The sequence below is a fragment of the Streptomyces sp. NPDC088097 genome (genome assembly GCF_044741845.1).
GTDB lineage: Bacteria > Actinomycetota > Actinomycetes > Streptomycetales > Streptomycetaceae > Streptomyces.
Genome location: NZ_JBIUTJ010000001.1, coordinates 700,562 through 724,682 on the forward strand (window position 1 = coordinate 700,562; position 24,121 = coordinate 724,682).

At 71.6% G+C, this 24,121-nt stretch carries 21 protein-coding genes and 1 pseudogene; 8 read left to right on the forward strand and 14 right to left on the reverse strand.

The genetic code is table 11. The features are described from left to right. Positions 1-83: 83 nt before the first annotated feature. From ACIOD1_RS03075 to ACIOD1_RS03125, 11 genes and pseudogenes are all read right to left on the reverse strand, one after another. Positions 84-1,361, reverse strand: coding sequence for a thymidine phosphorylase (locus ACIOD1_RS03075; RefSeq protein WP_365622773.1), 1,278 nt, complete (start codon positions 1,359-1,361; stop codon positions 84-86). 104 nt (positions 1,362-1,465) lie between these two features. Beyond that, positions 1,466-1,864 (reverse strand): cytidine deaminase, encoded by a 399-nt coding sequence (locus ACIOD1_RS03080; RefSeq protein WP_365622775.1) that lies wholly within the window; start codon positions 1,862-1,864, stop codon positions 1,466-1,468. Continuing rightward, complete coding sequence (locus ACIOD1_RS03085; RefSeq protein ID WP_401899825.1) at positions 1,861-3,123, reverse strand: ABC transporter permease; 1,263 nt, start codon at positions 3,121-3,123, stop codon at positions 1,861-1,863. The genes ACIOD1_RS03080 and ACIOD1_RS03085 overlap by 4 nt, the downstream gene beginning before the upstream one ends. Next, positions 3,120-4,235, reverse strand: coding sequence for an ABC transporter permease (locus ACIOD1_RS03090; RefSeq protein ID WP_365622779.1), 1,116 nt, complete (start codon positions 4,233-4,235; stop codon positions 3,120-3,122). The genes ACIOD1_RS03085 and ACIOD1_RS03090 overlap by 4 nt, the downstream gene beginning before the upstream one ends. Continuing rightward, on the reverse strand, positions 4,232-5,827 hold the full coding sequence (locus tag ACIOD1_RS03095) for an ABC transporter ATP-binding protein (RefSeq protein WP_401900455.1): 1,596 nt from the start codon (positions 5,825-5,827) through the stop codon (positions 4,232-4,234). Before ACIOD1_RS03095 ends, ACIOD1_RS03090 begins: the two co-directional genes overlap by 4 nt. A 231-nt stretch (positions 5,828-6,058) precedes the next feature. Continuing rightward, positions 6,059-7,120 (reverse strand): BMP family protein, encoded by a 1,062-nt coding sequence (locus ACIOD1_RS03100; protein ID WP_401899826.1) that lies wholly within the window; start codon positions 7,118-7,120, stop codon positions 6,059-6,061. A gap of 240 nt (positions 7,121-7,360) precedes the next feature. Then, entirely contained in the window at positions 7,361-8,605 is a 1,245-nt protein-coding gene (locus tag ACIOD1_RS03105) for an amidohydrolase (RefSeq protein ID WP_365622976.1), read from the reverse strand. Positions 8,606-8,742: 137 nt separating this feature from the next. Continuing rightward, positions 8,743-9,909: a hypothetical protein gene (locus tag ACIOD1_RS03110; protein WP_401899827.1), complete on the reverse strand. Its 1,167-nt coding sequence runs from the start codon at positions 9,907-9,909 to the stop codon at positions 8,743-8,745. A 35-nt stretch (positions 9,910-9,944) separates the two neighbouring features. Further along, a complete protein-coding gene (locus tag ACIOD1_RS03115) occupies positions 9,945-10,877 on the reverse strand; it encodes an N-acetylneuraminate synthase family protein (RefSeq protein WP_401900458.1) in 933 nt (310 codons plus the stop codon). Positions 10,878-11,201: 324 nt separating this feature from the next. Next, a pseudogene (locus ACIOD1_RS03120) lies at positions 11,202-11,756 on the reverse strand (cytidylyltransferase domain-containing protein); the annotation flags it as partial. Continuing rightward, positions 11,753-13,120 carry a DUF6716 putative glycosyltransferase gene (locus ACIOD1_RS03125; protein WP_401899828.1) on the reverse strand — a complete coding sequence of 456 codons (1,368 nt, stop codon included), beginning with the start codon at positions 13,118-13,120 and terminating at the stop codon, positions 11,753-11,755. The gene ACIOD1_RS03125 and the pseudogene ACIOD1_RS03120, both read right to left, overlap by 4 nt. Before the next feature lie 155 nt (positions 13,121-13,275). On the opposite strand from ACIOD1_RS03125, the gene ACIOD1_RS03130 reads away from it, so the two are divergent. Together ACIOD1_RS03130 and ACIOD1_RS03135 are read left to right on the forward strand one after the other, a co-directional pair. Continuing rightward, positions 13,276-14,250, forward strand: a complete 975-nt coding sequence (locus tag ACIOD1_RS03130; RefSeq protein WP_365622784.1) for a glycosyltransferase — start codon at positions 13,276-13,278, stop codon at positions 14,248-14,250. After that, entirely contained in the window at positions 14,247-15,590 is a 1,344-nt protein-coding gene (locus tag ACIOD1_RS03135; RefSeq protein ID WP_365622786.1) for a polysialyltransferase family glycosyltransferase, read from the forward strand. Before ACIOD1_RS03130 ends, ACIOD1_RS03135 begins: the two co-directional genes overlap by 4 nt. 42 nt (positions 15,591-15,632) lie before the next feature. On the opposite strand, the gene leuE is transcribed toward ACIOD1_RS03135, so the two are convergent. Continuing rightward, positions 15,633-16,283, reverse strand: coding sequence for a leucine efflux protein LeuE (gene leuE, locus ACIOD1_RS03140; protein WP_365622788.1), 651 nt, complete (start codon positions 16,281-16,283; stop codon positions 15,633-15,635). A gap of 165 nt (positions 16,284-16,448) precedes the next feature. On the opposite strand from leuE, the gene ACIOD1_RS03145 reads away from it, so the two are divergent. Then, positions 16,449-17,306 (forward strand): L,D-transpeptidase family protein, encoded by an 858-nt coding sequence (locus tag ACIOD1_RS03145; protein ID WP_365622790.1) that lies wholly within the window; start codon positions 16,449-16,451, stop codon positions 17,304-17,306. A gap of 315 nt (positions 17,307-17,621) precedes the next feature. On the opposite strand, the gene ACIOD1_RS03150 is transcribed toward ACIOD1_RS03145, so the two are convergent. Together ACIOD1_RS03150 and ACIOD1_RS03155 are read right to left on the reverse strand one after the other, a co-directional pair. Beyond that, positions 17,622-18,704 carry a hypothetical protein gene (locus tag ACIOD1_RS03150; RefSeq protein ID WP_365622792.1) on the reverse strand — a complete coding sequence of 361 codons (1,083 nt, stop codon included), beginning with the start codon at positions 18,702-18,704 and terminating at the stop codon, positions 17,622-17,624. Beyond that, positions 18,704-19,513 (reverse strand): RNA polymerase sigma factor, encoded by an 810-nt coding sequence (locus tag ACIOD1_RS03155; protein WP_365622982.1) that lies wholly within the window; start codon positions 19,511-19,513, stop codon positions 18,704-18,706. The genes ACIOD1_RS03150 and ACIOD1_RS03155 overlap by 1 nt, the downstream gene beginning before the upstream one ends. A 344-nt stretch (positions 19,514-19,857) precedes the next feature. Here ACIOD1_RS03155 and ACIOD1_RS03160 point away from each other — a divergent pair, with 344 nt between their 5' ends. The 5 genes from ACIOD1_RS03160 (at position 19,858) to ACIOD1_RS03180 (ending at position 24,062) form a co-directional block, all read left to right on the forward strand. Next, positions 19,858-20,496, forward strand: coding sequence for a 2-oxo-4-hydroxy-4-carboxy-5-ureidoimidazoline decarboxylase (locus tag ACIOD1_RS03160; protein ID WP_365622794.1), 639 nt, complete (start codon positions 19,858-19,860; stop codon positions 20,494-20,496). A gap of 152 nt (positions 20,497-20,648) precedes the next feature. Then, positions 20,649-21,029: a succinate dehydrogenase, cytochrome b556 subunit gene (sdhC, locus tag ACIOD1_RS03165; RefSeq protein WP_365622796.1), complete on the forward strand. Its 381-nt coding sequence runs from the start codon at positions 20,649-20,651 to the stop codon at positions 21,027-21,029. 5 nt (positions 21,030-21,034) lie between these two features. Further along, the gene (locus tag ACIOD1_RS03170) at positions 21,035-21,517 is read left to right on the forward strand and encodes a succinate dehydrogenase hydrophobic membrane anchor subunit (RefSeq protein ID WP_365622798.1); all 483 of its coding nucleotides are present in this window, start codon (positions 21,035-21,037) and stop codon (positions 21,515-21,517) included. 23 nt (positions 21,518-21,540) lie between these two features. Next, positions 21,541-23,295, forward strand: coding sequence for a succinate dehydrogenase flavoprotein subunit (gene sdhA / locus ACIOD1_RS03175; protein ID WP_365622800.1), 1,755 nt, complete (start codon positions 21,541-21,543; stop codon positions 23,293-23,295). Then, entirely contained in the window at positions 23,295-24,062 is a 768-nt protein-coding gene (locus ACIOD1_RS03180) for a succinate dehydrogenase iron-sulfur subunit (RefSeq protein WP_365622802.1), read from the forward strand. Before sdhA ends, ACIOD1_RS03180 begins: the two co-directional genes overlap by 1 nt. Positions 24,063-24,121 lie beyond the last annotated feature (59 nt).

Sequence of the window (24,121 nt, forward strand, 5' to 3'; positions counted from 1 at the left end):
AATCGGTCGTCACCGATCCCAGCATGCCGAACGGGACCGGCGGGGGTCCACCGGTCCCGTTCACCCGCATGGGAAGCCGCAGGTCAGGCGATGCGGTCCAGGACGATCGGCGTGGCGGAGAAGGCCGTGCCGGCCGGGGCCACGTCGTAGGAGCCCTCCAGGGAGGCGAGGGCGTACGCGAACTTCTCCGGGGTGTCCGTGTGCAGGGTCATCAGCGGCTGCCCCGCCACCACGGTGTCGCCCGGCTTGGCGTGCAGCTCGATGCCCGCACCGGCCTGGACCGGGTCCTCCTTGCGCGCGCGGCCCGCGCCCAGGCGCCAGGCGCCGACGCCCACCGCGTACGCGTCCAGGCGGGTCAGGACGCCCGAGGCGGAGGCGGTGACGACGTGCCGCTCGCGGGCCACGGGCAGGGCCGCGTCCGGGTCGCCGCCCTGGGCCGCGATCATCCGGCGCCACACGTCCATCGCGGAGCCGTCGGCCAGGGCCTTGGCCGGGTCGGCGTCCTTGATGCCCGCCGCGTCCAACATCTCCCGGGCCAGGGCCAGGGTCAGCTCGACCACGTCGGAGGGGCCGCCGCCGGCGAGGACCTCGACGGACTCGCGGATCTCCAGGGCGTTGCCGGCGGTGAGGCCGAGCGGGGTGGACATGTCGGTGAGCAGGGCGATGGTCTTGACTCCGCTGTCGGTGCCCAGGGCCACCATCGTGGAGGCCAGTTCGCGGGCGTCCTCGATGTTCTTCATGAAGGCGCCGGAGCCGACCTTGACGTCCAGGACGAGCGAGCCCGTGCCCTCGGCGATCTTCTTGGACATGATCGAGGAGGCGATGAGCGGGATGGCCTCGACGGTGCCGGTGACGTCGCGCAGGGCGTAGAGCTTCTTGTCGGCGGGGGCCAGGCCGTCGCCCGCCGCGCAGATCACGGCGCCGGTGGTGTCGAGGACGTTCAGCATCTCCTCGTTGGAGAGCAGGGCGCGCCAGCCGGGGATGGACTCCAGCTTGTCCAGGGTGCCGCCGGTGTGGCCGAGACCGCGGCCGGAGAGCTGCGGCACGGCCGCGCCGCAGGCGGCGACGAGCGGGGCCAGCGGGAGGGTGATCTTGTCGCCGACGCCGCCGGTGGAGTGCTTGTCGGCGGTCGGGCGGGAGAGGGAGTCGAAGTTCATCCGCTCACCGGAGGCGATCATCGCGGCGGTCCAGCGGGCGATCTCCGTGCGGTTCATCCCGTTCAGCAGGATCGCCATCGCGAGCGCAGACATCTGCTCGTCGGCGACGACGCCGCGGGTGTAGGCGTCGATGACCCAGTCGATCTGCTCGGGGCTGAGCTCGCCGCGGTCCCGCTTGGTCCGGATGACGGAGATGACGTCCATGAGGTGACTTCCTTCTACGCGCATAGAGATGAGGGAGGGGTGCAAGTGCGGAGGGAGAAGCGGGACGGCCCTCCGCCCGGCAGGGCGAAGGGCCGTCGGCACGGCTATCTCAGGTGGTCGGGCCCGAAGGCCTGCGGCAGCATCGCGCTCAGCGGGAGGATCCCGTCGGGCGTCTCCACCAGGAGTTCGGGGCCGCCGAACTCGTAGAGCAGCTGGCGGCAGCGACCGCAGGGGACGAGGATCGCGCCCTTGCCGTCCACGCACGTGAAGTGCGTGAGCCGGCCGCCGCCGGTGGCCTGGAGGGAGGAGACCAGCCCGCACTCGGCGCACAGGCCGAGTCCGTAGCTGGCGTTCTCCACGTTGCAGCCGGTCACGAGGCGACCGTCGTCCACCAGGGCGGCGACCCCGACCGGGAAGCCCGAGTACGGGGCGTAGGCCCGCGTCATCGCGTCCCGTGCGGCGGTGCGCAGGGCTTCCCAGTCCACCGCCGGGGCCGGGGTCACTTGCCCTGGCCCTTGCGGTACGGCATGCCGTCCGCCTTGGGCATGCGCAGGCGTTGCGCGGACAGGGCGAGGACCAGCAGCGTCGTGACGTAGGGCATGGCCTCGACGAACTGGCTGGGCACCGAGTCGGTGAAGGCGTACCAGAGGAACAGGGCCACGGCGAAGACGCCGGCGATGGCCGCCTGGAGGTACTTCTTCTTGTACAGCTGCCACACGACGGCCAGTACGAGCAGGATCGCGATCAGCAGCAGCATGGCGTGGACGGTCTCCGAGCCGCGCAGCTTGAGGCTGTAGGTGAAGCCGAAGAGGCCCGCGCCCATGGCCATGCCGCCGGGCATCCAGTTGCCGAAGATCATCGCGGCGAGGCCGATGTATCCGCGACCGCCGGTCTGGCCCTCCTGGTAGATGCCGGTGGAGACGATCGCCAGGAAGGCGCCGCCCAGTCCGGCCATCGCGCCGGAGACGATCACGGCGATGTACTTGTACTTGTAGACGTTGACGCCGAGCGATTCGGCGGCCGTCGGGTTCTCGCCGCAGGACCGCAGGCGCAGGCCGAAGGCGGTGCGCCACAGCACCCACCAGGTGCCCGGGATCAGCAGGACGGCGACGACGGTCAGCAGCGACAGGTCGGTGACCAGGCCGCCGATGACGCCGGCGACGTCGGAGACCAGGAACCAGTGTTTGCCCTGGAGGGTGGCCATCCAGTCCGACAACCCCGGAACGGTGATCTCGGTGATCGGTTCGATGCGCGGGGACTGCTTGGAGGAGCCGCCGGGGGCCTTGTCGAAGGTGAAGTTCGACAGGTACTGCGTGAAGCCGAGGGCGAGGATGTTGACCGCCACACCGGAGACGATGTGGTTCACGTTGAACGTGACGGTCATGATCGCGTGCAGCAGGCCGCCGAGGGCGCCGCCGACGAGACCCATCACGACACCGGTCCACGGGCCCCACTGGTAGCCCGCCCAGGCGCCGAACCAGGTACCCAGGACCATCATGCCTTCGAGGCCGATGTTGACCACGCCGGCCCGCTCGGCCCACAGGCCGCCGAGGCCGGCCATGGCGATCGGCACGGCGAGCTGGAGGGCTCCGGAGACCTGGCCGACCGAGGTGAGGTCGTCGGCGCCGGAGATGACCCTGACCAGTGAGAGCAGGGCGAGGCCGCCCGCGATGATCAGCAGGATCCAGGGCAGGGTGAGCTTGCGGCGGCCGCCGCCCTTCTTGGGCGCGGCGCTCGTCGCGGAAACGGTACTGGTGCTCACGCCGCGACCTCCTTGTCGGTCTTGATGGCGTGGCCGGCTGCCAGCTCCTCGCCGACCTTCTGCTGCTGACGGCGGATGCCGTAGCGACGGACGAGTTCGTAGCTGACCACGACCGCGATCACGATCAGGCCCTGCATGATCGTGCCGATTTCCTTGGCGTAGCCGTTCTGGTCGAGACCGGAGGACGACTTGTCGATGAAGGCGATCAGGAGGGCGGCGAAGAAGATGCCGATCGGGTTGTTGCGGCCGAGCAGCGCGATGGTGATGCCGGTGAAGCCGATGCCCGCCGGGAAGGAGAGGTTGTACGTGTGGGACTCGCCCAGCAGCAGCGGCATGCTGACCAGACCGGCGACGGCGCCCGAGAGCAACATCGAGGTCATGATCATCTTCTTGGCGTCCACACCGGAGGCCTGGGCGGCGGACTCACTGGCGCCGGTGGCGCGCAGGTCGAAGCCGAAGCGGGTGCGGTTGAGGACGAACCAGTAGACGATGCCGAGCGCGAAGGCGACGAAGGTGAATCCGTAGATCTCCAGGCCGTCACCCATGCTGAACGCCGGGAACCAGGCGGACTCGGGGATGTCGCCGGTGGTCAGGTCGTTGGACCCGGCCGGCTGGACGCCGAGGTTCTTCGGCAGGATCAGCCAGGCGATCAGCGAGGTGGCGATGGCGTTGAGCATGATCGTCGAGACGACCTCGCTCACTCCGCGCTTGGCCTTCAGGACGCCCGCGATGCCGGCCCAGAAGGCGCCGACCAGCATGGCGACCAGGACGATCAGCAGGATGTGCACCGGACCGGGCAGCGTGACCGCCGCTCCGACGACGGCGCTGACCATCGCGGCGAGCCGGTACTGGCCGTCGACACCGATGTTGAAGAGGTTCATCCGGAAGCCGATGGCGACGGCCAGGGCTGCCAGGTAGTACGTACCGGCCTGGTTGATGATGAGGACCTGGACGTCCTCGTACGAGGCCTGGTCGATCATGATGCGCAGCGGCTCGATCGGGTTGACGCCCGAGGCCGCCAGCACGATCACGGTGAGTGCGAAGGCGCTGATCAGGGCCAGCGCGGGACCGGCGAAGCCGAGGAGCAGCCGGTCCTTGTCGAATTTCTTCATCGGGCCTCGTCCTCCGTCGTGTCGCCGTCGACTCCGGCGGAGTGGTCGTCTTGGGCTTCCAGGTGTCCGGTGGCGGCGCCGGTCATGGCGGTGCCGAGCTCCTCCGGGGTGATCGTCGCCGGGTCGGCGTCCGCGACCAGCCGGCCGCGGTAGATGACGCGCAGGGTGTCGGACAGGCCGATCAGCTCGTCGAGGTCGGCGGAGATCAGCAGCACGGCCAGACCCTCGCGGCGGGCCTCGCGGATCGCGTCCCAGATCTGCGCCTGTGCGCCGACGTCCACACCGCGGGTGGGGTGGGCGGCGATGAGGAACTTGGGGGCGTGGCTCATCTCGCGGCCGACGATCAGCTTCTGCTGGTTGCCGCCGGACAGGGAGGCCGCCGTGACGTCGATGCCGGGGGTGCGCACGTCGTACTCGCGCACGATCCGCTCGGTGTCCTTGCGGGCGGCCTTCGGGTCGAGGATGCCGTGCTTGGAGTTGGGCGCCTCGGTGACGTGGCCGAGGATGCGGTTCTCCCACAGCGGGGAGTCCAGCAGCAGGCCGTGGCGGTGGCGGTCCTCGGGGATGTAGCCGATGCCGCCCTCGCGGCGCTTGCGCGTCGCCACCGTGGAGATGTCCCGGCCGTCCAGCCGGATGACGCCGCCGTCCGGGATGCTCATGCCCATCAGGGCCTCGATGAGCTCGGTCTGACCGTTGCCCTCGACGCCCGCGATGCCGAGCACCTCACCCTTGTGGATGGTGAAGCCGATGTTCGCGAGCACCTCGCGCACGACCCCGTCGGGGTCGGTGGCGGCCAGCCGCAGGTCCTCGACCTGGAGCATGGGCGTGGTGGTGACCGTCGACTCGCGGGTCTCCGGGGTGGGCAGTTCGGAGCCGACCATCAGCTCGGCGAGCTGCTTGGTGGTGGCGGTCTTCGGGTCGGCGGTGCCGACCGTGGTGCCGCGACGGATGACGGTGATGTCGTCCGCGACCTTCAACACCTCGCCCAGCTTGTGCGAGATGAAGATGACCGTGAGGCCCTCCGCCTTGAGCCCGCGCAGGTTGTCGAAGAGCGCGTCCACTTCCTGCGGCACGAGCACGGCGGTCGGCTCGTCGAGGATGAGCGTCTTGGCGCCGCGGTAGAGGACCTTGAGGATCTCCACGCGCTGGCGGTCGGCGACGCCGAGGTCCTCGACGAGGACGTCGGGACGCACGCCGAGGCCGTACGCGTCCGAGATCTCGCGGATCTTCTTGCGGGCCTTGGCGCCGATGCCGTAGAGCTTCTCGCCGCCCAGGACGACGTTCTCCAGCACGGTGAGGTTGTCGGCCAGCATGAAGTGCTGGTGGACCATGCCGATACCGCGGGCGATGGCGTCGCCCGGGTTGCTGAAGGTGACCTGCTCGCCGTCGACGGCGATGGTGCCTTCGTCCGGCTTCTGCATGCCGTAGAGGATCTTCATCAGCGTCGACTTGCCGGCGCCGTTCTCCCCGATGAGGGCGTGGACCGTGCCCTTGCGGACGGAGATGGCGATGTCCTTGTTGGCGACGACGCCGGGGAAACGCTTGGTGATGCCGTGCAGTTCTACGGCGAGAGGGGGGCTGGACGCGTTGATGACGCACTCTCCTTGGCGCGGAAGGAGCGGAAGGCAGGGGGGGGGACAGGGCGGGGAGAGAAAGTATCGCGTCCACGATGCTTCTACGCGCGTAGCACTGTCAGAAGTGAAAACTCGTGACCATAGGGGCCACGTGTCCACGGACTGTGTTCACCGACGTGGCACGGGGCCCGGGAGCGGCGTTGGCCGCCCCCGGACCCCGAAGACCACGATCAGGTGTCAGACGGGGCCTTACGGCGCGGTCTTGACGGTGATCTTCTTGGCGATGATGTCGGCCTTGGCCTTCTCCACCGCGGCGATGACGTCGGCCATCTTCTTGTACTCGGGGTTGGAGTCGGCCAGGCCGACGCCGTCCTTGTCGAGGCCGTAACGGACCTCGCCGTTCTCGGGCTTGCCGTCCTTGACCGACTTGATCAGGTTGAAGACCGAGTCGGAGACGTCCTTGGTGACCGAGGTCAGGATGTGGTCCTTGTACTTCGACAGACCGGCCTGGTTGTACTGGTCGGAGTCGACGCCGATGGACCACTTGCCCGCGTTGGACGCGGCCTCGATGGCACCGGAACCGGCGAGACCGGCGGCGGCGTAGATCACGTCGGCGCCACCGTCGAGCTGGCCCTTGGCCGCGCCCTTGCCCAGGTCGGGCTTGGAGAAGCCACCGAAGTCGGGCGGCTGGGTCAGGTAGGCCGAGAGCACCTTGGCGTTGGGGTTGGTGTCCTTGACGCCCTGGGCGAAGCCCGCCTCGAACTTCTTGATCAGCGGGACCTCGACACCACCGATGAAGCCGACCGTGCCGGTCTTCGACGTCTTGGCGGCGGCGACGCCGGCCAGGTAGGAGCCCTGCTCCTCGTTGAAGACCAGGTTGGCGATGTTCGGGCCGATGACCGAGGTGTCGTCGATGATGCCGAAGGTGGTCTTCGGGTACTTCGCGGCGACCTTCTTGATGGCCGGCGCGTAGGCGAAACCGACGCCGATGACCGGGTTGTTGCCCTTGCGGGCCAGCTCGGTGAGGCGCTGGACCTTGTCGGCCTCGCTCTCGCCTTCGGTGGGCTCCGCCTCGGCGCCCGTGACCTTCAGGTCCTTCTCGGCCTTCTGCAGGCCCTCGTAGGCGGCGTCGTTGAACGACTGGTCGCCGCGGCCACCGATGTCGTACGCGATCGCGGCGCCCGGCGCGGACGCCGACGAGCCGTCGGAGGAGGGGGTGTCCGAGGACTTCTTACCGCCACAGGCGGTGGCCGAGAGGGCCAGCGCCGCGGACGCGATGCCCACGGTGGCGATCCTGGTGATCCGGCGCAAGGGGAGGCTCCTTCAAAACCGACCGAAGCGCCACGACCGGCGCTGGTTTAGCGGCGATCGTAACGCGCGTAGATGTCAGTTAAGCGCCCGTTCAGGAGTCGTTATCGGATCGTCGCGAACCGGACAGTGACCGGTTGGTGACTGCGCGACGGTCCAGCCCTTGTGTATCAAGGGCTGGACAGGTCTACCCCGGTGAACGCGTGCGCGGGGCCGGCTTTGCCCCGGCTTTGCCCGTGTGGTCTAGCGGGAGGTTTCCGGGTGCCGGCCGTCGAGCAGGGCGGCGGCGGTGAAGAACTCCACGCCGTATCCGATCGCGGACTCGTCGACGTCGAAGTCGCCCCGGTGCAGGTCCCGCTTGGCGGTGTCGCCGGGCGGGCGGACGCCGAGCCGGGCCATGGCGCCGGGGACGTGCTCCAGGTACCAGGAGAAGTCCTCGCCGCCGAGGCTCTGCTCGGTGTCCTCGACCGACTCGGCGCCCCGGCGGGCCGCCATCGCCTCGCGCAGCAGCTCGGTGACCACCGGGTCGTTGACGACCGGCGGGACCCCGCGCACGTGGTTGATCTCGAACTTGGCCCCGTGCATGGTGGCGACCTCGTCGATGGCCGCGTGGATCATGTCCGGGGCCTCGTACCAGGCGTTGAGGTCGAGGCAGCGGACGGTGCCGGACAGCTCGGCGTGCATCGGGATGACGTTGCAGGCGTGGCCGGCCTCGATGCGGCCCCAGGTGACGGACATGCCCGAGCGGGCGTCCATCCGGCGGGTCAGCAGGGCCGGGACGTCCACGGCGATCCGGGCGGCGGCCGTGACCAGGTCGGTGGTCAGGTGCGGGCGGGCGGTGTGGCCGCCGGGGCCGGAGAGGCTGACCTCCAGCCGGTCGCAGGCGGAGGTGATCGGACCGGCGCGCAGCCCCAGGCGTCCCGCGTCCACCCGCGGGTCGCAGTGCACGGCGATGATCTTGCCGACGCCGTCCAGCACTCCGGATTCGATGGCCTCGCTGGCCCCTCCCGGGAGCACCTCCTCGGCCGGCTGGAACAGCAGCCGCACCGGCCGGGGCAGCAGGCCCTGGCGGTCGAGTTCGGCCAGCACCAGGCCCGCGCCGAGGACGATCGCGGTGTGCACGTCGTGGCCGCAGGCGTGGGCGCGGTCCGGGACGGTGGAACGGTAGGGGACGTGCGTCTTGGCGTCCGGAATGGGCAGGGCGTCGATGTCCGCGCGCAGGGCCAGCATGGGACGGACGCCGTCCCAGGTGCCGACGTCACAGATCAGGCCGGTGCCGGACTGCAACACACGGGGGCGCAGGCCGGCCTTCTCCAGCCGGGCCTTGATCGCGGCCGTGGTGCGGAACTCGTGGTGCCCTAGCTCGGGATGCATGTGCAAGTCCCGACGGAAGGCGATGAGTTCGGCACGCAGGTCGTCCGGCAGCTTGCCGGGCAGCTCGGGCCGGGCGGGCTTGCCGGGCAGGGCGGTCTGGGGCGCGCGGGACATCAACTGGTTCACCCGTTGAAGGGTAGGCGCACGGATGGGTCAACTGGCCGGAGATCACGAAAAGTTCATGCCGTTAGGGGAAGGAAACCCGACCTCTGGAGGTATGAGCGCCACCACCCGGGGGTAAACTCGCGCGCTCATCCGGCCGTCGAAGCGGCCCGGGCGGGGAGTCTGCGCACATCACGGGCGGTCTCGCTGACGCCGGCCAGGAATCCGCGGGCGCGGGGCGAGGCGGCGGCCGTGAGCCAGGACGGGTCGACCTCGCACACGGCCACGGTCACGCCGGTGCCGGTGAGGGCGTAGGGAAGCGTGTGGACGACCGTGGACGGAAAGCTGACGATCGTCCGGCCGATGGGTCCCCGCCGGGCGATCAGCTCCAGCGGGAGGTCGGGACGTACGATCTCCAGCCCCGTCGCCTCGCTCAGCGCGCGCAGCTTCTCCGGGGACTCGCGGCGGTGCGCGAAGTAGCGGGTCACCCCGTGCTCCAGGGTCAGGGCGCGGACGGCCTCCCGGTAGCGGGCCGGATCGACCACGCCGGTCTCCACGAGGGAGGTGCCGACCAGGTCGGTGCCGCGGGTCAGCCGGGGCGGGCCGAAGCGGGACCGGGTCCAGGCGAAGTCGTTGAGCCGCAGCTCCATCCCGGGCAGCGGGGTGACGGGCATCGAGGTGAACAGCTCCACGACGCGCCCGCCGCGCGGGGTCAGTCGCCGCCGCGCGGTGCCCGACACGGGGGCGTACGCCAGCTCGCGCGCCCGGGTCGCGGTCCCGCCGCCGGTGCGGTGCCAGCGGCGCAGCCGCTCCCCGCGTCCGAGCTGGGCGACGAACTCCATGGTGGCGGTGCCGTCGTCGACGACGACCAGGTCGGCGGTCCGGGCCGGGGCGAGGAGCAGCTGCACGAAGCGGGAGAAGGGGTCGCCCACCACGATCAGGCGCGCCCGGCGCACGTCGGAGCCGAGGGCGGCCAGGGCCCGCAGGGGCGCGCCGGAGCTGCCGCGGGCCTCCTGCCACTGGACGCTGTGGCCCTCGTCTCGGGCCAGGGCGGCAACCCGGCGCAGCTGGCCCCGGGACATGGGGTCGATGGGCGGCAGGACGACGATGCGCAGGCCGCCGGGTGCGGGGGCGGCGGTGGCGGTGGCGGGCTCCGGGCGGGTCCGGCCGGCGAGGGGGCCGGGCTGGCGCGGGACGGCCGACAGCAGCGCCGCGCGGCCGGCGTCGGCGCCGCGGCGCGCGTGCGCCCACTCCAGCACGTTCAGGAGCTGGACCGGGCTCTCGACGAGGGCCAGGGCGGTGGCGGGAGAGTTCACGACGGGCTCCGCTCGTGGAGGGTGGCCGGACCGGGTCAGAGGGCCGCGGGGGCGGGGGTCGGGGCGGGGGCGCCCTGGACGCGGCGGAGCTTCTTCATGGGGCCGAGCTCGGGGTCGTAGACGCGCTTGACGCCGTCGCCGAGGGCGGTCTCGATGGTGCGGATGTCGCGGACGAGGCGGGTGAGGCCACCGGGCTCCACGGAGGCGGCCTGGTCGGAGCCCCACATGGCGCGGTCGAGGGTGATGTGCCGCTCCACGAAGGTGGCGCCGAGGGCGACGGCGGCCAGGGTGGTCTGGAGGCCGGTCTCGTGGCCGGAGTAGCCGATCGGGACGTTCGGGTACTCCTCCTGGAGGGTGTTGATGACCCTCAGGTTCAGCTCCTCCGCCTTGGCGGGGTAGGTGGAAGTGGCATGGCAGAGAAGGATGTTGTCGCTGCCGAGCACCTCGACGGCGTGCCGGATCTGCCTCGGGGTGGACATGCCGGTGGACAGGACCACGGTGCGGCCGGTGGCGCGCAGGGCAAGGAGCAGTTCGTCGTCGGTGAGGGAGGCGGAGGCCACCTTGTGGGCGGGGAGGTCGAACTTCTCCAGGAAGGCGACGGCCTCGGTGTCCCACGGGGAGGCGAACCAGTCGATGCCGCGCTTCGCGCAGTGCTCGTCGATGGCGAGGTAGTCGGCCTCGCCGAACTCGACGCGGTGGCGGTAGTCGATGTACGTCATCCGGCCCCAGGGGGTGTCGCGTTCGACGTCCCACTGGTCGCGGGGGGTGCAGATCTCCGGGGTGCGCTTCTGGAACTTGACGGCGTCGCAGCCGGCTTCGGCGGCGGCGTCGATCAGGGCGAAGGCGGTGCCGAGGTCACCGTTGTGGTTGATGCCGATCTCGCCGACCACGTAGACCGGGCGGCCGGGGCCGGCGGCGCGCGAGCCGAAGGTGCGCAGACGGGAGTTGGGGGTGGTGGCGGCGGTCATGGTGGGGGGTGTCCTTCGCTGGAGGGGGGTCGGGTCGAGGAGGGGGGCGAGGGCGCGGGCCCGTGCGAGGTCGTGTGGGTCGTCGATCTCCAGCACCCGCGCGGGGTCGGCGGGGACGGGCAGGACCCGGCCGAAGAAGCGGTGGCGCGCGGTGCGGAAGCCGGGGACGGCCATGGCGTAGGCGGCGCCGGTCTCCAGGTACTCGGCGGGGCGGTCCTGGCGGCGGGGGCGGTACGCGGTCTCGTGGTTGACCCCGCTCCCGGAGCCGTCGGGCGCGGTGCGCCAGAGGAACCCGTGGAAGGGGGCCGCGGTCAGCGCGCTGTCGGCGGCGCCGGTCGCGACGGCGGCGGCGACGGACTCCACGTCGGAGGGGGTCAGGAAGGGGCTGGTGCACTGCACCAGCAGCACCACGTCCACGGTGAGGGAGTGCAGTTCCTCGAAGGCGGACAGGGCGTGGAGGACGGCGGCCTCGCTGGTGGCGGTGTCCCCGGAGAGGGCGTCGGGCCGCCGGATCACGTCGGCGCCGGCGGCGCGGGCCGCGGCGGCGACGGTGGCGGAGTCGGTGGAGACCACCACGTCGGTCACGGTGGGCGCGGCCCGGCAGGCGGCGACGGCCCGGGCGACGAGGGACACCCCGCCGACGGGCGAGGTGTTCTTCCCGGGCACCCCCTTGGACCCGCCCCGCGCGGGCACCACGGCCAACACCCGTGCCCTGCCGGGCGGGACGGGGAGGCGCTGCCCCTGCGGGGCGGGGTCCGTGGAGCGGGCGGGGACGGGGATGGCCGGGGTGAAGGCGCGGTCCGGGTCCGGGGCGAAGGCGCGGTCCGGGGTGCGGGCAGGGGCCGGGGTGCGGGCCGAGGTGCGGGCGGGGCGGGTCACAGGTCCCCCAGGCGGCGGATCAGCGGGGCCACGCGCTGGACCCCGTGGCGGTAGGTCCCCCGGGCGGCCTCGCGCAGGTGGGCGCGCAGCCGGCGGCGCAGGGCCGATTCGCCCGCGCCCGCCCGGCCGGCCCCGGGCAGCGGGGTCCCGTCCGGGGCGAGGCGCTGGCGGGCCAGGATCCCGGGGAGGTACCCCGGGGCGGTGGCGAGCGTGTAGTACGGCTCCGGCGGGGGCAGCCGGTCCGCCGCGAGCAACCCCGCGAGCCGCTCCCGCGCGGCGGCGTAAGGATCCACCGGGGCGGCGGACCGGGCGGCGGCCGGGGCGACGCCGTGGGTGGAGAGCCAGTTCGGGTCCCCCCGCGGCAGCAGCCCCGCGTCGAGGTGGTCCCAGGAGGCGAGGCAGCCCGAGCCGAGGAAGTGGTGGTTGCCCAGGGCCTCGCGGACCCCCAGGTCGGTCAGGACCGCCGTCGGGATGCCCCGGTGCAGGGACTCCAGGGCCGCCGTCGAGGACACCGTGACCAGCAGGTCGGTGGAGTCCAGGACCTCACCCATGTGCCCGTACGCCAGGCGGCAGTTCGGCGGGAGCCCGCCGGGGAGCCGCTCGGCCAGGCGCTGGTAGGGGTGTTCCTCCAGGTGCGTGGTGTGCTCCCCGGGGCGGCTGCGCAGCTTCACCAGCACCTCGCGCTCGGGGTGCTGCCTCGCGTGCCCGGCGGCCCGTTCCAGGAGGTACGCGCGGTCGGCCCGGCCCTCCGGGACCGAGGGCTGGACCGCGAAGACCACCCGGTGGGCCGGGCTGCCGGTGGGCGCGTACGCAGCCCCGTCCAGGAACGGCAGGGCGGTCTCGATGACGGCGTCGACCGGCGCGCCCACGCCCTCGTACACGGCGCGGAAGCGCTCCGCGTCGTGGCGGGAGTTGGCGAGGACCAGGTCGGCCCCGTGGCGGAGCAGCAGCCCGTCGGCGAGCTTCTCGTAGACGACCCCCACGTACCCGGTGACGAACACGGGTCGCGCCGCCGGGTCGGGCCACAGGGCGCGGGCCCCGTGCAGGACGGCCTGGACGGCCCCGCCGACGAGGGCGAGCACGACGACGTCGTAGCGCTCCCGACCGGTGGCGATCTCCGCGAGGAACTCCGCGCAGGTCACCTCCCGGGCCGTGCCCGCTCCCACCTCGGCGAGTTGGCGCGCGGTGGGGGTGGCCCGGCCGCGCAGGACGTGTCCGGTGATCCGGTGGGGTCCGTCGGCGAGGCGGCGCGCGGTGAGGGCGCCCCATTTCCAGCGTGTGTCGGAATCGGCGAGGACGGCGATGCGTTGATCGGCCCGGCTGCTGCTGAGTGGCACTGGCACCCGGCAGAAGCTATTCCGCATTTCCGGTGATCGGCCCAACTACCGCACAACGGGGGGTTAACAACCCGTCGACGAAATGCGAAAGCGCACCGGTTAACGCGCCCGCCCCGCGTCGTTCACATGGAATCCGCACGCGGGCCACGGTGAATGCCGAACCGCGCCCTAATCTCTCGCGAGTGCTCAAGCTCTCTGTTGTCGTGCCGTTCTACAACGTGCGGACCTACGCACCGGATGCCCTGAAGAGTCTCGAACTGAACTCCCGTGAGGATTTCGAGTTCCTGCTCGTCGACGACCTCTCCACGGACGGGACGTCCGAGCTGCTGGAGCGCGCGGCCGGGCGGCTGCCCGGGGCGGTGCACCTCAGACGGGACCGCAACGGCGGTCTGGCGACGGCCCGCAACACCGGGCTGGACGCGGCGCGCGGGCAGTACGTCGCCTTCCTGGACGGCGACGACTGGCTGGCGCCGGGCCATCTGGCCCGGACCCTGGCCGCCGCCGAGGCCCTGGGCTGCGATTTCGTCCGGACCGACCACGTGCAGGTCACAGGCCGGACGCGGGCCGTGCAGCGGGTCCCGTACGGGCCGGCCGGCGTGGTCGCCGATCCGCGCGCCGGGATCCTGCCGGCCACCCGGGCCACGGCCGTGGACTACCCGTACGCCTGGGCCGGGATGTACCACCGCCGGCTGTTGGACCGGGGGCTCCTGCACTTCACGGACGGGCTGCGGACGGCCGAGGACCGGCCGTGGATCTGGCGCCTGCACCGCGAGGCGGAGTCCTTCGCGGTGCTGGACGAGCCCGGGATCTTCTATCGGCGCGGCATTTCCACCTCGTTGACGCAGATCGGGGACGAGCGTCAGCTCGATTTCATTCGAGCATTTGATCAAGTGCTGGCGGACACGGCCGCCGACCGGGAATCCGAACTCCTGCTCCCCAAAGCCGTCCGAACATATTGCGCAATTATCGCGCATCACATCGGGTCCATCGAAAGGTTCGAACCGGCCGTGGCGAAAAAGCTCCGCGTGCTGAGCGGGGCCGCCCTCGCACGCATGCCCCAACCGGTCCTCGACCGGGCCATCGCCTCGATGGACGCCGCACGCTCCTCCCTGCTGCGCGGGCTGCGCCGCCGCACCCCCGCCGGAGCCACGCCGTGAACGTCACCCAGATCTTCCTGGCCTCCACCCTCTACGGCGCCGCCACCCTCGTCGCCGCCCTCGACGCCGGCTGCCTCCCGGCGGCCGACCGGCGGATCCTGTTGACCAGCAACCACTCCCTCACCCCCGAGGTCACCCCCGGGATCGAGTCCTCGCCGGGCTTCGCCGCCCTGCGCACCCGCTTCGACGAGGTCCTCGACTGGAACGCGGTCATCGCCCCTCAGCACCCCGCAACATGGGCCCCGCGCCCCGAGGACGTCCCGCTGTGGGAGCGGCAACTGCGCGTCCTGTGGGGGCTCGGCGGCGACCGGGTCGAGCTGGTGGTGGAGTCCCTCCAGGTGCCGCCCGCGCAGAGCCTGTGCCGGCTGTTCCCCGGCGCCGCCGTCGACGTCTACGCCGACGGACTCATGTCGTACGGCCCCACCCGCTTCCGCCTCGACCCGCAGATCGGGATGCGCGTGCGCCGGGTCCTGCACCCGGACCTCGTGCCGGGCCTGGAGCCGCTCCTGCTGACGGAGTTCGGGGTGCCCGCGGAGCTGGTCCCGGCGCCCGCCCTCGTGAAGGTGCTGGCCGAACTGGCCGACCTGCCCGGCGGGGCCGCCGACGGCTACGCGCCCGCCGAGCCCCCCGCCCTCCTCCTGGGCCAGTACCTCGCGGCGCTGGAGTTGACGACGGCCGCCGAGGAGGAGGAACTGCACGCCGCGATGGTGCGCGGCGCCCACGCCCGGGGCCACCGCGAGCTGGTCTTCAAACCGCACCCGAGCGCGCCGGCCGCGTACTGGCGGCGGGCCGAGGAGGAGGCGGCGCGGCTCGGGGCGCGCCTCACGGTGCTGGAGGACCCCGCCCCGGCCGAGACCCTGTACGCACGGCTGCGCCCCGCGCTGGTGGTGGGCTGCTTCTCGACGGGGCTGATGACGGCCCGCGCCCTGTACGGGATCCCGGTGGCGCGCACCGGCACCGAGGCCGTACTGGCCCGCCTGGCCCCGTACCCGAACAGCAACCGGATCCCGCTGACGCTGGTGGACGCCCTGGTCCCGGACCTCGCGCGGGACGGGACGCGGCACGAGGACCCCGCCGACCTGCCCGGCCTCGTCACGGCGGTGGGCTTCACCATGCAGCCGCGCATCCTCGCGGAGCACCGGACGCGGGCCGAGGCCTACCTCGCCGGGCACCTGGACGCGCGCACCCGGCGCTACTTCGGACGCCGCCGGCTGACCACCCTGGGCCTGCCGGGCGGGCTCCCCGCCCGGCTGGCGTTCCTCCCGCGGGTCCCGGCCGTACGCCGGGCGGCGCACCTGCTGCGGCGCCGGCTGGGCGGACCCTCCCGGACGGCGGACTGACCGGCCCGGCGCGTCCCGAGTGCGGTCCGCGGGCCCGGCCCCTCAGCCCGTGGCGAGTTTGGCGGCGAAGCCGAGGAAGATCACACCGGCAGCGGAGGTGGCCCCGGCCGACAGCCGCTTGCGGCGCCGGAACGCGGCGGACAGCCGGATCCCGGTGAAGATCAGGGTGGACAGGTAGACGAAGCTGAACAGCTGGGAGACGGCTCCCAGCAGCAGGAACGACAGCGCCGGATAGGCGTAGTCGGGGTCCACGAACTGCACGAAGAACGACAGCAGGAAGAGGATCGCCTTCGGGTTGAGCAGGCTGACCACCAACGCCCGCCGGTACGGCCGCTCGGGGCCGCCCGTGGTCCGCTCCTCGACCGGGGCCCCCTCGTCCCGCTCGGCACGGCTGCGCCACATCCCCCGGGCGGAGCGCATCATGCCGACGGCCAGCCATCCCAGGTAGCCCGCGCCGAGCACCTTGACCACGGTGAAGAGCACCGGGCTGGTCCGGAGCAGCGCTCCCGCGCCGACGGCGGCCAGCACCATGAGCACGGTGTCCCCCGTGAACACGCCGCAGGCGGCCTTGTAGCCCTCCCGGGTCCCGCGCCGCGAGGCGACGGACAACACGTAGAGGGAGTTCGGCCCCGGCAGCAGCACGATCAGCGCCACGGCCGCGAGATAGGTCGGAAGATCGGTCACACCCAGCATGTGCAGGAGTGTCCCATGAGGACACCCCTGTCGCGCCACCCCGTTTCGCTCCCCGGGACGGGGACCGCTTGTCACAATGGCGCAACATCGCGTGATCCCCCGCAACTGTCGCCGACCCCCAGGCATCACTTGGGTACAAGACGTTGATTCACCGGGGGGACCGCCATGCACCGACAGAAAGCCGTCATCCGCATCCTGGGACTGGCCACGGCCGTCGCGCTCGCCGCGACCGCGTGCGGTCCCCAGAAGGACGATGCCGCCGCGCCGACTCCCTCGGGGTCGACGGTCGCGAGCCCGTCCGCGCCGGTCTCCCCGTCCCCGCAGGACAACAAGCCCAACGGCACCCCGTCCTCGCCCGCCGCCTCCTCCCCCGCCTCCTCCACCCCCGGAGCCAAGCCGATCATGGCCAACGGCGACGAGAGCGACCAGATCCGCGACCTCCAGGCGCGCCTGCGCCAGCTCAAGCTGCTGTCGACGGCGCCCACCGGTTTCTACGGTTCGAAGACCACGGCCGCGGTGAAGACCTTCCAGTCCCAGCACGGTCTGGGCGCCACCGGGTCGGCGGACGAGGCCACCTGGCAGAAGGTCCAGAGCCTCACGAAGAAGCCCACCGACGAGGAACTGCGTCCGCCGACCACCAACGAGGTGGACGCACCGGACCCGCGCTGCATGCAGGGCCGGGTGATGTGCATCAGCAAGGAGAGCCGCACCCTCGCCTGGATGATCGACGGCAAGGTCGTCTCCACCATGGACGTGCGCTTCGGGTCGGAGAACACCCCGACCCGCGAGGGCGAGTTCAAGGTGGACCGCAAGGAGCGGGAGTGGACGTCGACGCTCTACCACACGTCGATGCCGTACTCGATGTTCTTCAGCGAGGGTCAGGCCGTGCACTACTCCTCGGACTTCGCGGCCCGCGGCTACGCGGGGGCCTCGCACGGCTGCGTGAACGTCCGGGACAAGGCGAAGCTGTCGGCGCTCTTCGACCAGGTGAACCCGGGCGACAAGGTCGTCGTCTACTGGTGATCCAGCTGGTCCACCGGTAGGAGGTTGAGGGCGCGGGCAGGGCCGGGGGAACGTGCCCCGCCCGCGCCGGTTGCGCAGAGCCCAGGGGTACGGGGGGAACCCCGGCTCATGCGCGGCCGATGACCAGTCGGCTCGATATGTACTGCGCCGCGGACTCGAAAAGTGTTACCGGTGGGTGCGCGGACCTGTTCCGGGGCGGTTGCCGATCCGTCGCGGGGCGGTGGGGGGACGGTCGCCGGGCGGTGGGGCGGCCGTCGTGGGGCGGCCGTCGTGGGCCGTGTCGAGCCGCCCGCCGGCAGGCGTGCGGGGCCGCGTTCAGCGCGTGCGCGAGCCCGCCGGGCCGAGCGAGCCCGGCGCGGACTGCTTCGGCGGGACGAGCGCGTTGCCCGGGTCGACGGTGCCGCCCTGGGGGCTGTCGCTGCGCACCCCGTCCAGGAGCGCCTCGCAGAAGCGCGCGATCCGGGCCGGCGCTCCCGCCAGTTTGTAGAGCCGCTTGCGGGTGTCGTCGTCGAGGCGGCCCGCGCGGTACTGGCGGCACAGGTCGGCGGCCTTGCCGCCGGTCGCGTCCTTGTCCCGGTCCTTGTCGAGGCCGCCCGAGCCCGTCCCGGTACCGGTGCTCGTGTCGCTGAAGCTGTCGCGACCGCCCGCCGCGCCGGTGCCCGCGCCGCCCGGTCCCGTGGTCGTGCCCGACTGCGCGGAGGGGACGACCCCGCCCGTGTCCGGTGGGGTGCGTCCGTCCGGGCCCGGAACCCGGGTGACGCCCGGGCTCGCCGGCGCTCCCGTCCCGGCGCCGTGCTCCAGGGGGGTGGGGCGCAACTGCGGGGCCAGGGTGGGGCCGGCGCTGTCGCCGCCCGGGCGCGGATCGGTGTCGGCGCTGACGGAGACGGCCGGGGCGGGGCCGGCGGTGTGGTGGGCGGAGCGGTCCATCAGGCCCGCGCCGGCCACGGCCGCGATCCCGCCGACGGCCACCCCGGCCAGCACGGCGGCCAGGCCGAAGCGGGCGGCGGGCGTGCCCGCGCGCCGCTGGGCGGGGATCCGTACGGGGGGTGCGGGGGCCAGGTCGACGAGCAGGGTGTCGGTTCCCGCGCCGGGCGCGGGAACGGCGGGCACGCGGGCCGCCGACGGCCGCGTCGCGCGGGCCTCGCGGAAGGCGGCCAGGGCGGCGGCCTCGCCGGGGAGTTCGCCGGTGGCGGGGGGCGGAACGAGGGAGTCCAGGGCGGCCCGCAGGCGGGCGGCCCGGGGGTCGGTGCCCGTTCCGGAAGGCGGCGGGGCGCCGTGATCGCCGTTCCGCTTGTGACCGCGCGCTTCGGCGTCCGCCCGGTACGGTCCGGCGGTGTCCGCGCGCAGCAGTCGGTCCGCCGCCGCTCCGTCCAGCCACGCGTTGTGCTCGTCGGCCATCACATGTCCCTCTGCGTCCGCCAACGTGAATGCGTCACACCGGTTTGGTCCACCAGACCACCGGCGCGCGCCCGCTGCGCGGGTACGGCATCGAGATCGCGTTCCCTTGCCTGGTCACCGGCATTATGGCCGACCCCCCTCCCCGCTTCCGCTTCCCGGGTGGCCGAACCGGCGCCGCGGGCGGGGGCCGGGAGGCCGGGGAGGACGCCGCCCTCGGGGAGGGCGCCGAATCCGGCCGGAGGGTCCCCCATCACGTCCGGCTCGACGGCGAGCAGTTCGGCGAGCTTCTTCAGCCCGCGGTGCGCGGCGGTGCGCACCGCTCCGGGGCGCTTGCCGAGGGTCTCGGCCGCGCTCTTCGCGTCGAGCCCGACGACCACCCGCAGGACGACGGCCTCGGCTTGGTCCTGCGGGAGCTGGGCTATCAACGCCATGGTCCGGCCGGTGGACAGGGCCTCCATGGCCTCGCCCGCCGTGTCGCAGTCGGCGGCGCGGCCCGTCAGCTCCGTCTCGTCGCCGCCGATGGCGGGGCGGCGTCCGCGCATGCGGATGTGGTCGAGGGCCCGGTTGCGGGCGATGCGGGCCGCCCAGCCGCGGAAGCGGTCGGCGTCGCCGGTGAAGGAGTCGAGGTCGCGGGCGATCTGCAGCCAGGCCTCGGAGGTCACGTCCTCGGCGTCGCCGTCCCCGACGAGCGTGCGTACGTATCCGAGCAGGCGCGGGTGCACGGCGCGGTACACAGTCCGGAACGCGCTCTCGTCGCCGTCCTGTGCCGCGAGCACCGCGGCGGTCAGCTCCGCGTCGTCCCCCAGCAAAGTCCCCAACCCGTTCAACGTCCCTGTACGTGTGGCGCAAATCCGCACGTTACGGCTTTCACGCACCTCTCGTCCACGAGTTGTACAACCTGCAACCAACCCTGCGCGGAGCGGGGTGTGACACAAAACGCACTCGGGGCGCTGAGAGAGGTACGGGCTTGTCGCACGAGTCCGTGACGGATGGCGACCGGGGCCTCTCCTGTGGGGGGTGGCGGCCTCGGTCGCCCTCCCCTGTGACCAGCGTCTCTCCCGATCCGGTCGAGTCCGCTCCGCGTCATCCTTTCGGCTCTCTTCCGGGTGAATCAACCCCATGGATACGACACCCAACGCCCCGGATCGCTAGCGTGGCGATACACCCGCGCCGCGCCCCGAGGAGACCTCCGCTGTCCAGCCACCTTCCGGCACAGGTCCGCGGCCCCGTCTCGTCCCCCGCCCCCTCCCGCGCCGCGGACTCGGGGCTGGCCCGATTCAACACCCTGCCGCCCGAGCACGCCCGGACGGCCCTGCTCCACTGCTGCGGCAGCGACCGGTGGGCACACCGGATGACCGCTCACCGTCCCTACCCCGATGCCGCCTCCCTACTCGCGGCGTCCGACGAGGCGGCGTACGACCTCTCCCAGCCCGAGTTGACCGAGGCGCTGGCCGGGGAGTCCTCGGCGGAGCTGGGCCACGGGGCCTCGTACGCCGCGCTGCTGGCGCTGGACGCGGCCCGGGCGGAGTACGAGCGCACGTTCGGGCACGCCTTCGTGATCTGCCTGGACGGGCACCCCCCGGAGGAGCAGGTGGACCAACTGCTCGCCGCGATCCGCCGCCGGATGGCTCACGAGGTGGACGAGGAGCGCGGGGTCGCGGCCGACGAGTTGCGGCTGGTGGTCCGCTCCCGGCTCGGTCTGTTGCTGGAGCGACTGGCCGGTATGCCGCCCGAGCGGCCCGGTGATGGGCTGTCTGAGGCGGATTTCGAGCTATTCGCCCCTGTGGGATAGTCCGTCCGTGCCTGTTTGATCACACCGATGACCCCCGGGCGAGGGAACCGACAAAGCGTCGCTACGATGTCCGGGGCCGGAGGACCGTACCCGGCCGGGCCCGACCGACAAAGAAGCCGGCTGGCCCCCGCCCCGCTTCCGGAGGGTTTTCCGTGCCGGCTGGAACGTTGTACCGCGGCCGGGAAGGAATGTGGTCCTGGGTGGCTCATCGAGTCACCGGCGTCCTCATTTTCTTCTTCCTGTTCGTACACGTCCTCGACACCGCTCTCGTCCGCGTCTCCCCCGAGGCGTACGACGACGTGGTGGCTACCTACAAGACGCCGATCGTCGCGCTACTGGAGTACGGCCTCGTCGCCGCCATCCTGTTCCACGCGCTCAACGGTCTCCGTGTCATCGCCGTGGACTTCTGGTCCAAGGGCCCCCGCTACCAGAAGCAGATGCTCTGGACCGTGGTGGGCGTTTGGGTCGTGATGATGGTCCTGGCCATCTATCCCGTGCTGCACCACGCTTACCTCGAACTGTTCGGGAAGTGACACGCATGTCCTCTGACACTTCCTTCGAAAAGGGCATCGGCAGCGTGGAGGGCGTTTCCCTCTACGACACCGACAACCCGGCGCCGTACATCGAGGCACCGCGCAAGCGCACGGGCAAGACCCCGCGCTCGACCCGCGGCAACTTCGAGATGGTCGCGTGGCTCTTCATGCGCCTCTCGGGCATCGTCCTGGTCGTGCTCGTCCTCGGCCACCTCCTGATCCAGCTGGTGCTGGACGGCGGCGTTTCCAAGATCGGCTTCGCCTTCGTGGCCGGCCGTTGGGCGTCCCCGTTCTGGCAGGTCTGGGACCTGCTGATGCTGTGGCTGGCCATGCTGCACGGCGCCAACGGTCTGCGTACCGTCATCAACGACTACGCGGAGCGCGCCAACACGCGGCTGTGGCTCAAGGGCCTGCTCTACACCGCCACCGTGTTCACCATTCTTCTGGGCACGCTGGTGATCTTCACCTTCGACCCGAACATCCGCTAGGCAACGGGGCTGAGGCGAAACCAATGAAGATCCACAAGTACGACACCGTCATCGTCGGCGCGGGCGGCGCGGGCATGCGCGCCGCCATCGAGTCGACGAAGCGCAGCCGCACCGCCGTGCTGACCAAGCTCTACCCCACCCGCTCCCACACGGGCGCCGCGCAGGGCGGCATGGCCGCCGCGCTCGCCAACGTGGAGGACGACAACTGGGAGTGGCACACCTTCGACACGGTCAAGGGCGGTGACTACCTGGTCGACCAGGACGCCGCCGAGATCCTGGCGAAGGAGGCCATCGACGCGGTCCTCGACCTCGAAAAGATGGGCCTGCCTTTCAACCGCACCCCGGACGGCACCATCGACCAGCGCCGCTTCGGCGGTCACTCCCGCAACCACGGTGAGGCCCCGGTCCGCCGGTCCTGCTACGCCGCGGACCGCACCGGTCACATGATCCTCCAGACGCTGTACCAAAACTGCGTCAAGGAGGGCGTGGAGTTCTTCAACGAGTTCTACGTCCTGGACCAGCTCCTGGTCGAGGAGGACGGCGTCCAGAAGTCGGCCGGCGTGGTCGCGTACGAGCTCGCCACCGGCGAGATCCACGTGTTCCAGGCCAAGTCCGTCATCTACGCCTCCGGCGGCACGGGCAAGTTCTTCAAGGTGACCTCCAACGCGCACACCCTGACGGGTGACGGCCAGGCGGCCTGCTACCGCCGCGGTCTGCCGCTGGAGGACATGGAGTTCTTCCAGTTCCACCCGACGGGCATCTGGCGCATGGGCATCCTGCTGACGGAGGGCGCCCGCGGTGAGGGCGGCATCCTCCGCAACAAGGACGGCGAGCGCTTCATGGAGAAGTACGCGCCGGTCATGAAGGACCTCGCGTCCCGTGACGTCGTCTCGCGCTCCATCTACACGGAGATCCGCGAGGGCCGCGGTTGCGGTCCCGCCGGCGACCACGTGTACCTGGACCTGACGCACCTCCCGCCGGAGCAGCTCGACGCGAAGCTGCCCGACATCACGGAGTTCGCGCGCACCTACCTCGGCATCGAGCCCTACACGGACCCGATCCCGATCCAGCCCACCGCGCACTACGCCATGGGCGGCATCCCGACCAACGTCGAGGGCGAGGTCCTGCGGGACAACACCACCGTCGTCCCGGGCCTGTACGCGGCCGGCGAGGTCGCGTGCGTGTCGGTGCACGGCGCCAACCGTCTGGGCACCAACTCGCTGCTGGACATCAACGTCTTCGGCAAGCGCTCGGGCATCGCTGCGGCCGCTTACGCCCACTCCCACGACTACGTCGAGCTGCCGGAGGACCCGGCGCGACAGGTCATCGAGCAGGTCGAGCGGCTGCGCGCCTCCACGGGCAGCGAGCGGGTCGCGGACCTGCGCCTGGAGCTCCAGGAGACGATGGACGCCTGCGTGATGGTGTTCCGTACGGAGCAGACCATCAAGACCGCGGTCGACAAGATCGCGGAGCTGCGCGAGCGCTACCTGAACGTGTCCGTCCAGGACAAGGGCAAGCGCTTCAACACGGACCTGCTGGAGGCCATCGAGCTGGGCAACCTGCTCGACCTGGCCGAGGTCATGGCCGTGTCCGCGCTGGCGCGCAAGGAGTCCCGCGGCGGTCACTACCGCGAGGACTACCCCAACCGCGACGACGTCAACTTCATGCGCCACACCATGGCGTACCGCGAGGTCGACTCCGACGGCCGGGACTCGATCCGGCTCGACTACAAGCCCGTCGTCGTCACCCGCTACCAGCCGATGGAGCGTAAGTACTGATGGCCACCCCCACCATTGACAAGACGGACGCGATGGAGGCCGCGGCCGCGGCCTCGCCGTTCATCACGGTCACCTTCCGGATCCGCCGCTTCAACCCCGAGGTCTCGGACCAGTCGGAGTGGCAGGACTTCCAGATCGAGATCGACCCGAAGGAGCGCGTGCTCGACGGTCTCCACAAGATCAAGTGGGACCTCGACGGCACGCTGACCTTCCGTCGCTCGTGCGCGCACGGCATCTGCGGCTCCGACGCGATGCGGATCAACGGCAAGAACAGGCTCGCCTGCAAGACGCTGATCAAGGACATCAACCCGGAGAAGCCGATCACCGTCGAGGCCATCAAGGGCCTCACGGTGATGAAGGACCTCGTGGTCGACATGGAGCCCTTCTTCCAGGCGTACCGCGACGTCATGCCGTTCCTCGTCACCAAGGGCAACGAGCCGACGCGCGAGCGCCTGCAGTCCGCCGAGGACCGCGAGCGCTTCGACGACACCACCAAGTGCATCCTGTGCGCCGCGTGCACGTCCTCGTGCCCGGTGTTCTGGAACGACGGCCAGTACTTCGGCCCGGCGGCGATCGTCAACGCGCACCGCTTCATCTTCGACTCGCGCGACGAGGCCGGCGAGCAGCGGCTGGAGATCCTGAACGACAAGGACGGCGTGTGGCGTTGCCGCACGACCTTCAACTGCACCGACGCGTGCCCCCGTGGCATCGAGGTCACCAAGGCCATCCAGGAAGTCAAGCGCGCCCTCATCACGCGCCGCTTCTGACCTGACGGCAGCCGAAGGCCCGCACCCCCGTGGAGGGGTGCGGGCCTTCGGCGTACCCG

What these genes read in the sequence shown, in the direction of transcription:
- ACIOD1_RS03075 (WP_365622773.1), bottom strand. Translation starts at nt 1,361, where the DNA reads ATGGACGTCATCTCCGTCATCCGGACCAAGCGGGACCGCGGCGAGCTC.
- ACIOD1_RS03090 (WP_365622779.1), bottom strand. Translation starts at nt 4,235, where the DNA reads ATGAAGAAATTCGACAAGGACCGGCTGCTCCTCGGCTTCGCCGGTCCC.
- ACIOD1_RS03105 (WP_365622976.1), bottom strand. Translation starts at nt 8,605, where the DNA reads ATGTCCCGCGCGCCCCAGACCGCCCTGCCCGGCAAGCCCGCCCGGCCC.
- ACIOD1_RS03115 (WP_401900458.1), bottom strand. Translation starts at nt 10,877, where the DNA reads ATGACCGCCGCCACCACCCCCAACTCCCGTCTGCGCACCTTCGGCTCG.
- ACIOD1_RS03125 (WP_401899828.1), bottom strand. Translation starts at nt 13,120, where the DNA reads ATGCGGAATAGCTTCTGCCGGGTGCCAGTGCCACTCAGCAGCAGCCGG.
- leuE (WP_365622788.1), bottom strand. Translation starts at nt 16,283, where the DNA reads ATGCTGGGTGTGACCGATCTTCCGACCTATCTCGCGGCCGTGGCGCTG.
- ACIOD1_RS03145 (WP_365622790.1), top strand. Translation starts at nt 16,449, where the DNA reads ATGCACCGACAGAAAGCCGTCATCCGCATCCTGGGACTGGCCACGGCC.
- ACIOD1_RS03150 (WP_365622792.1), bottom strand. Translation starts at nt 18,704, where the DNA reads ATGGCCGACGAGCACAACGCGTGGCTGGACGGAGCGGCGGCGGACCGA.
- ACIOD1_RS03170 (WP_365622798.1), top strand. Translation starts at nt 21,035, where the DNA reads ATGTCCTCTGACACTTCCTTCGAAAAGGGCATCGGCAGCGTGGAGGGC.
- sdhA (WP_365622800.1), top strand. Translation starts at nt 21,541, where the DNA reads ATGAAGATCCACAAGTACGACACCGTCATCGTCGGCGCGGGCGGCGCG.
- ACIOD1_RS03180 (WP_365622802.1), top strand. Translation starts at nt 23,295, where the DNA reads ATGGCCACCCCCACCATTGACAAGACGGACGCGATGGAGGCCGCGGCC.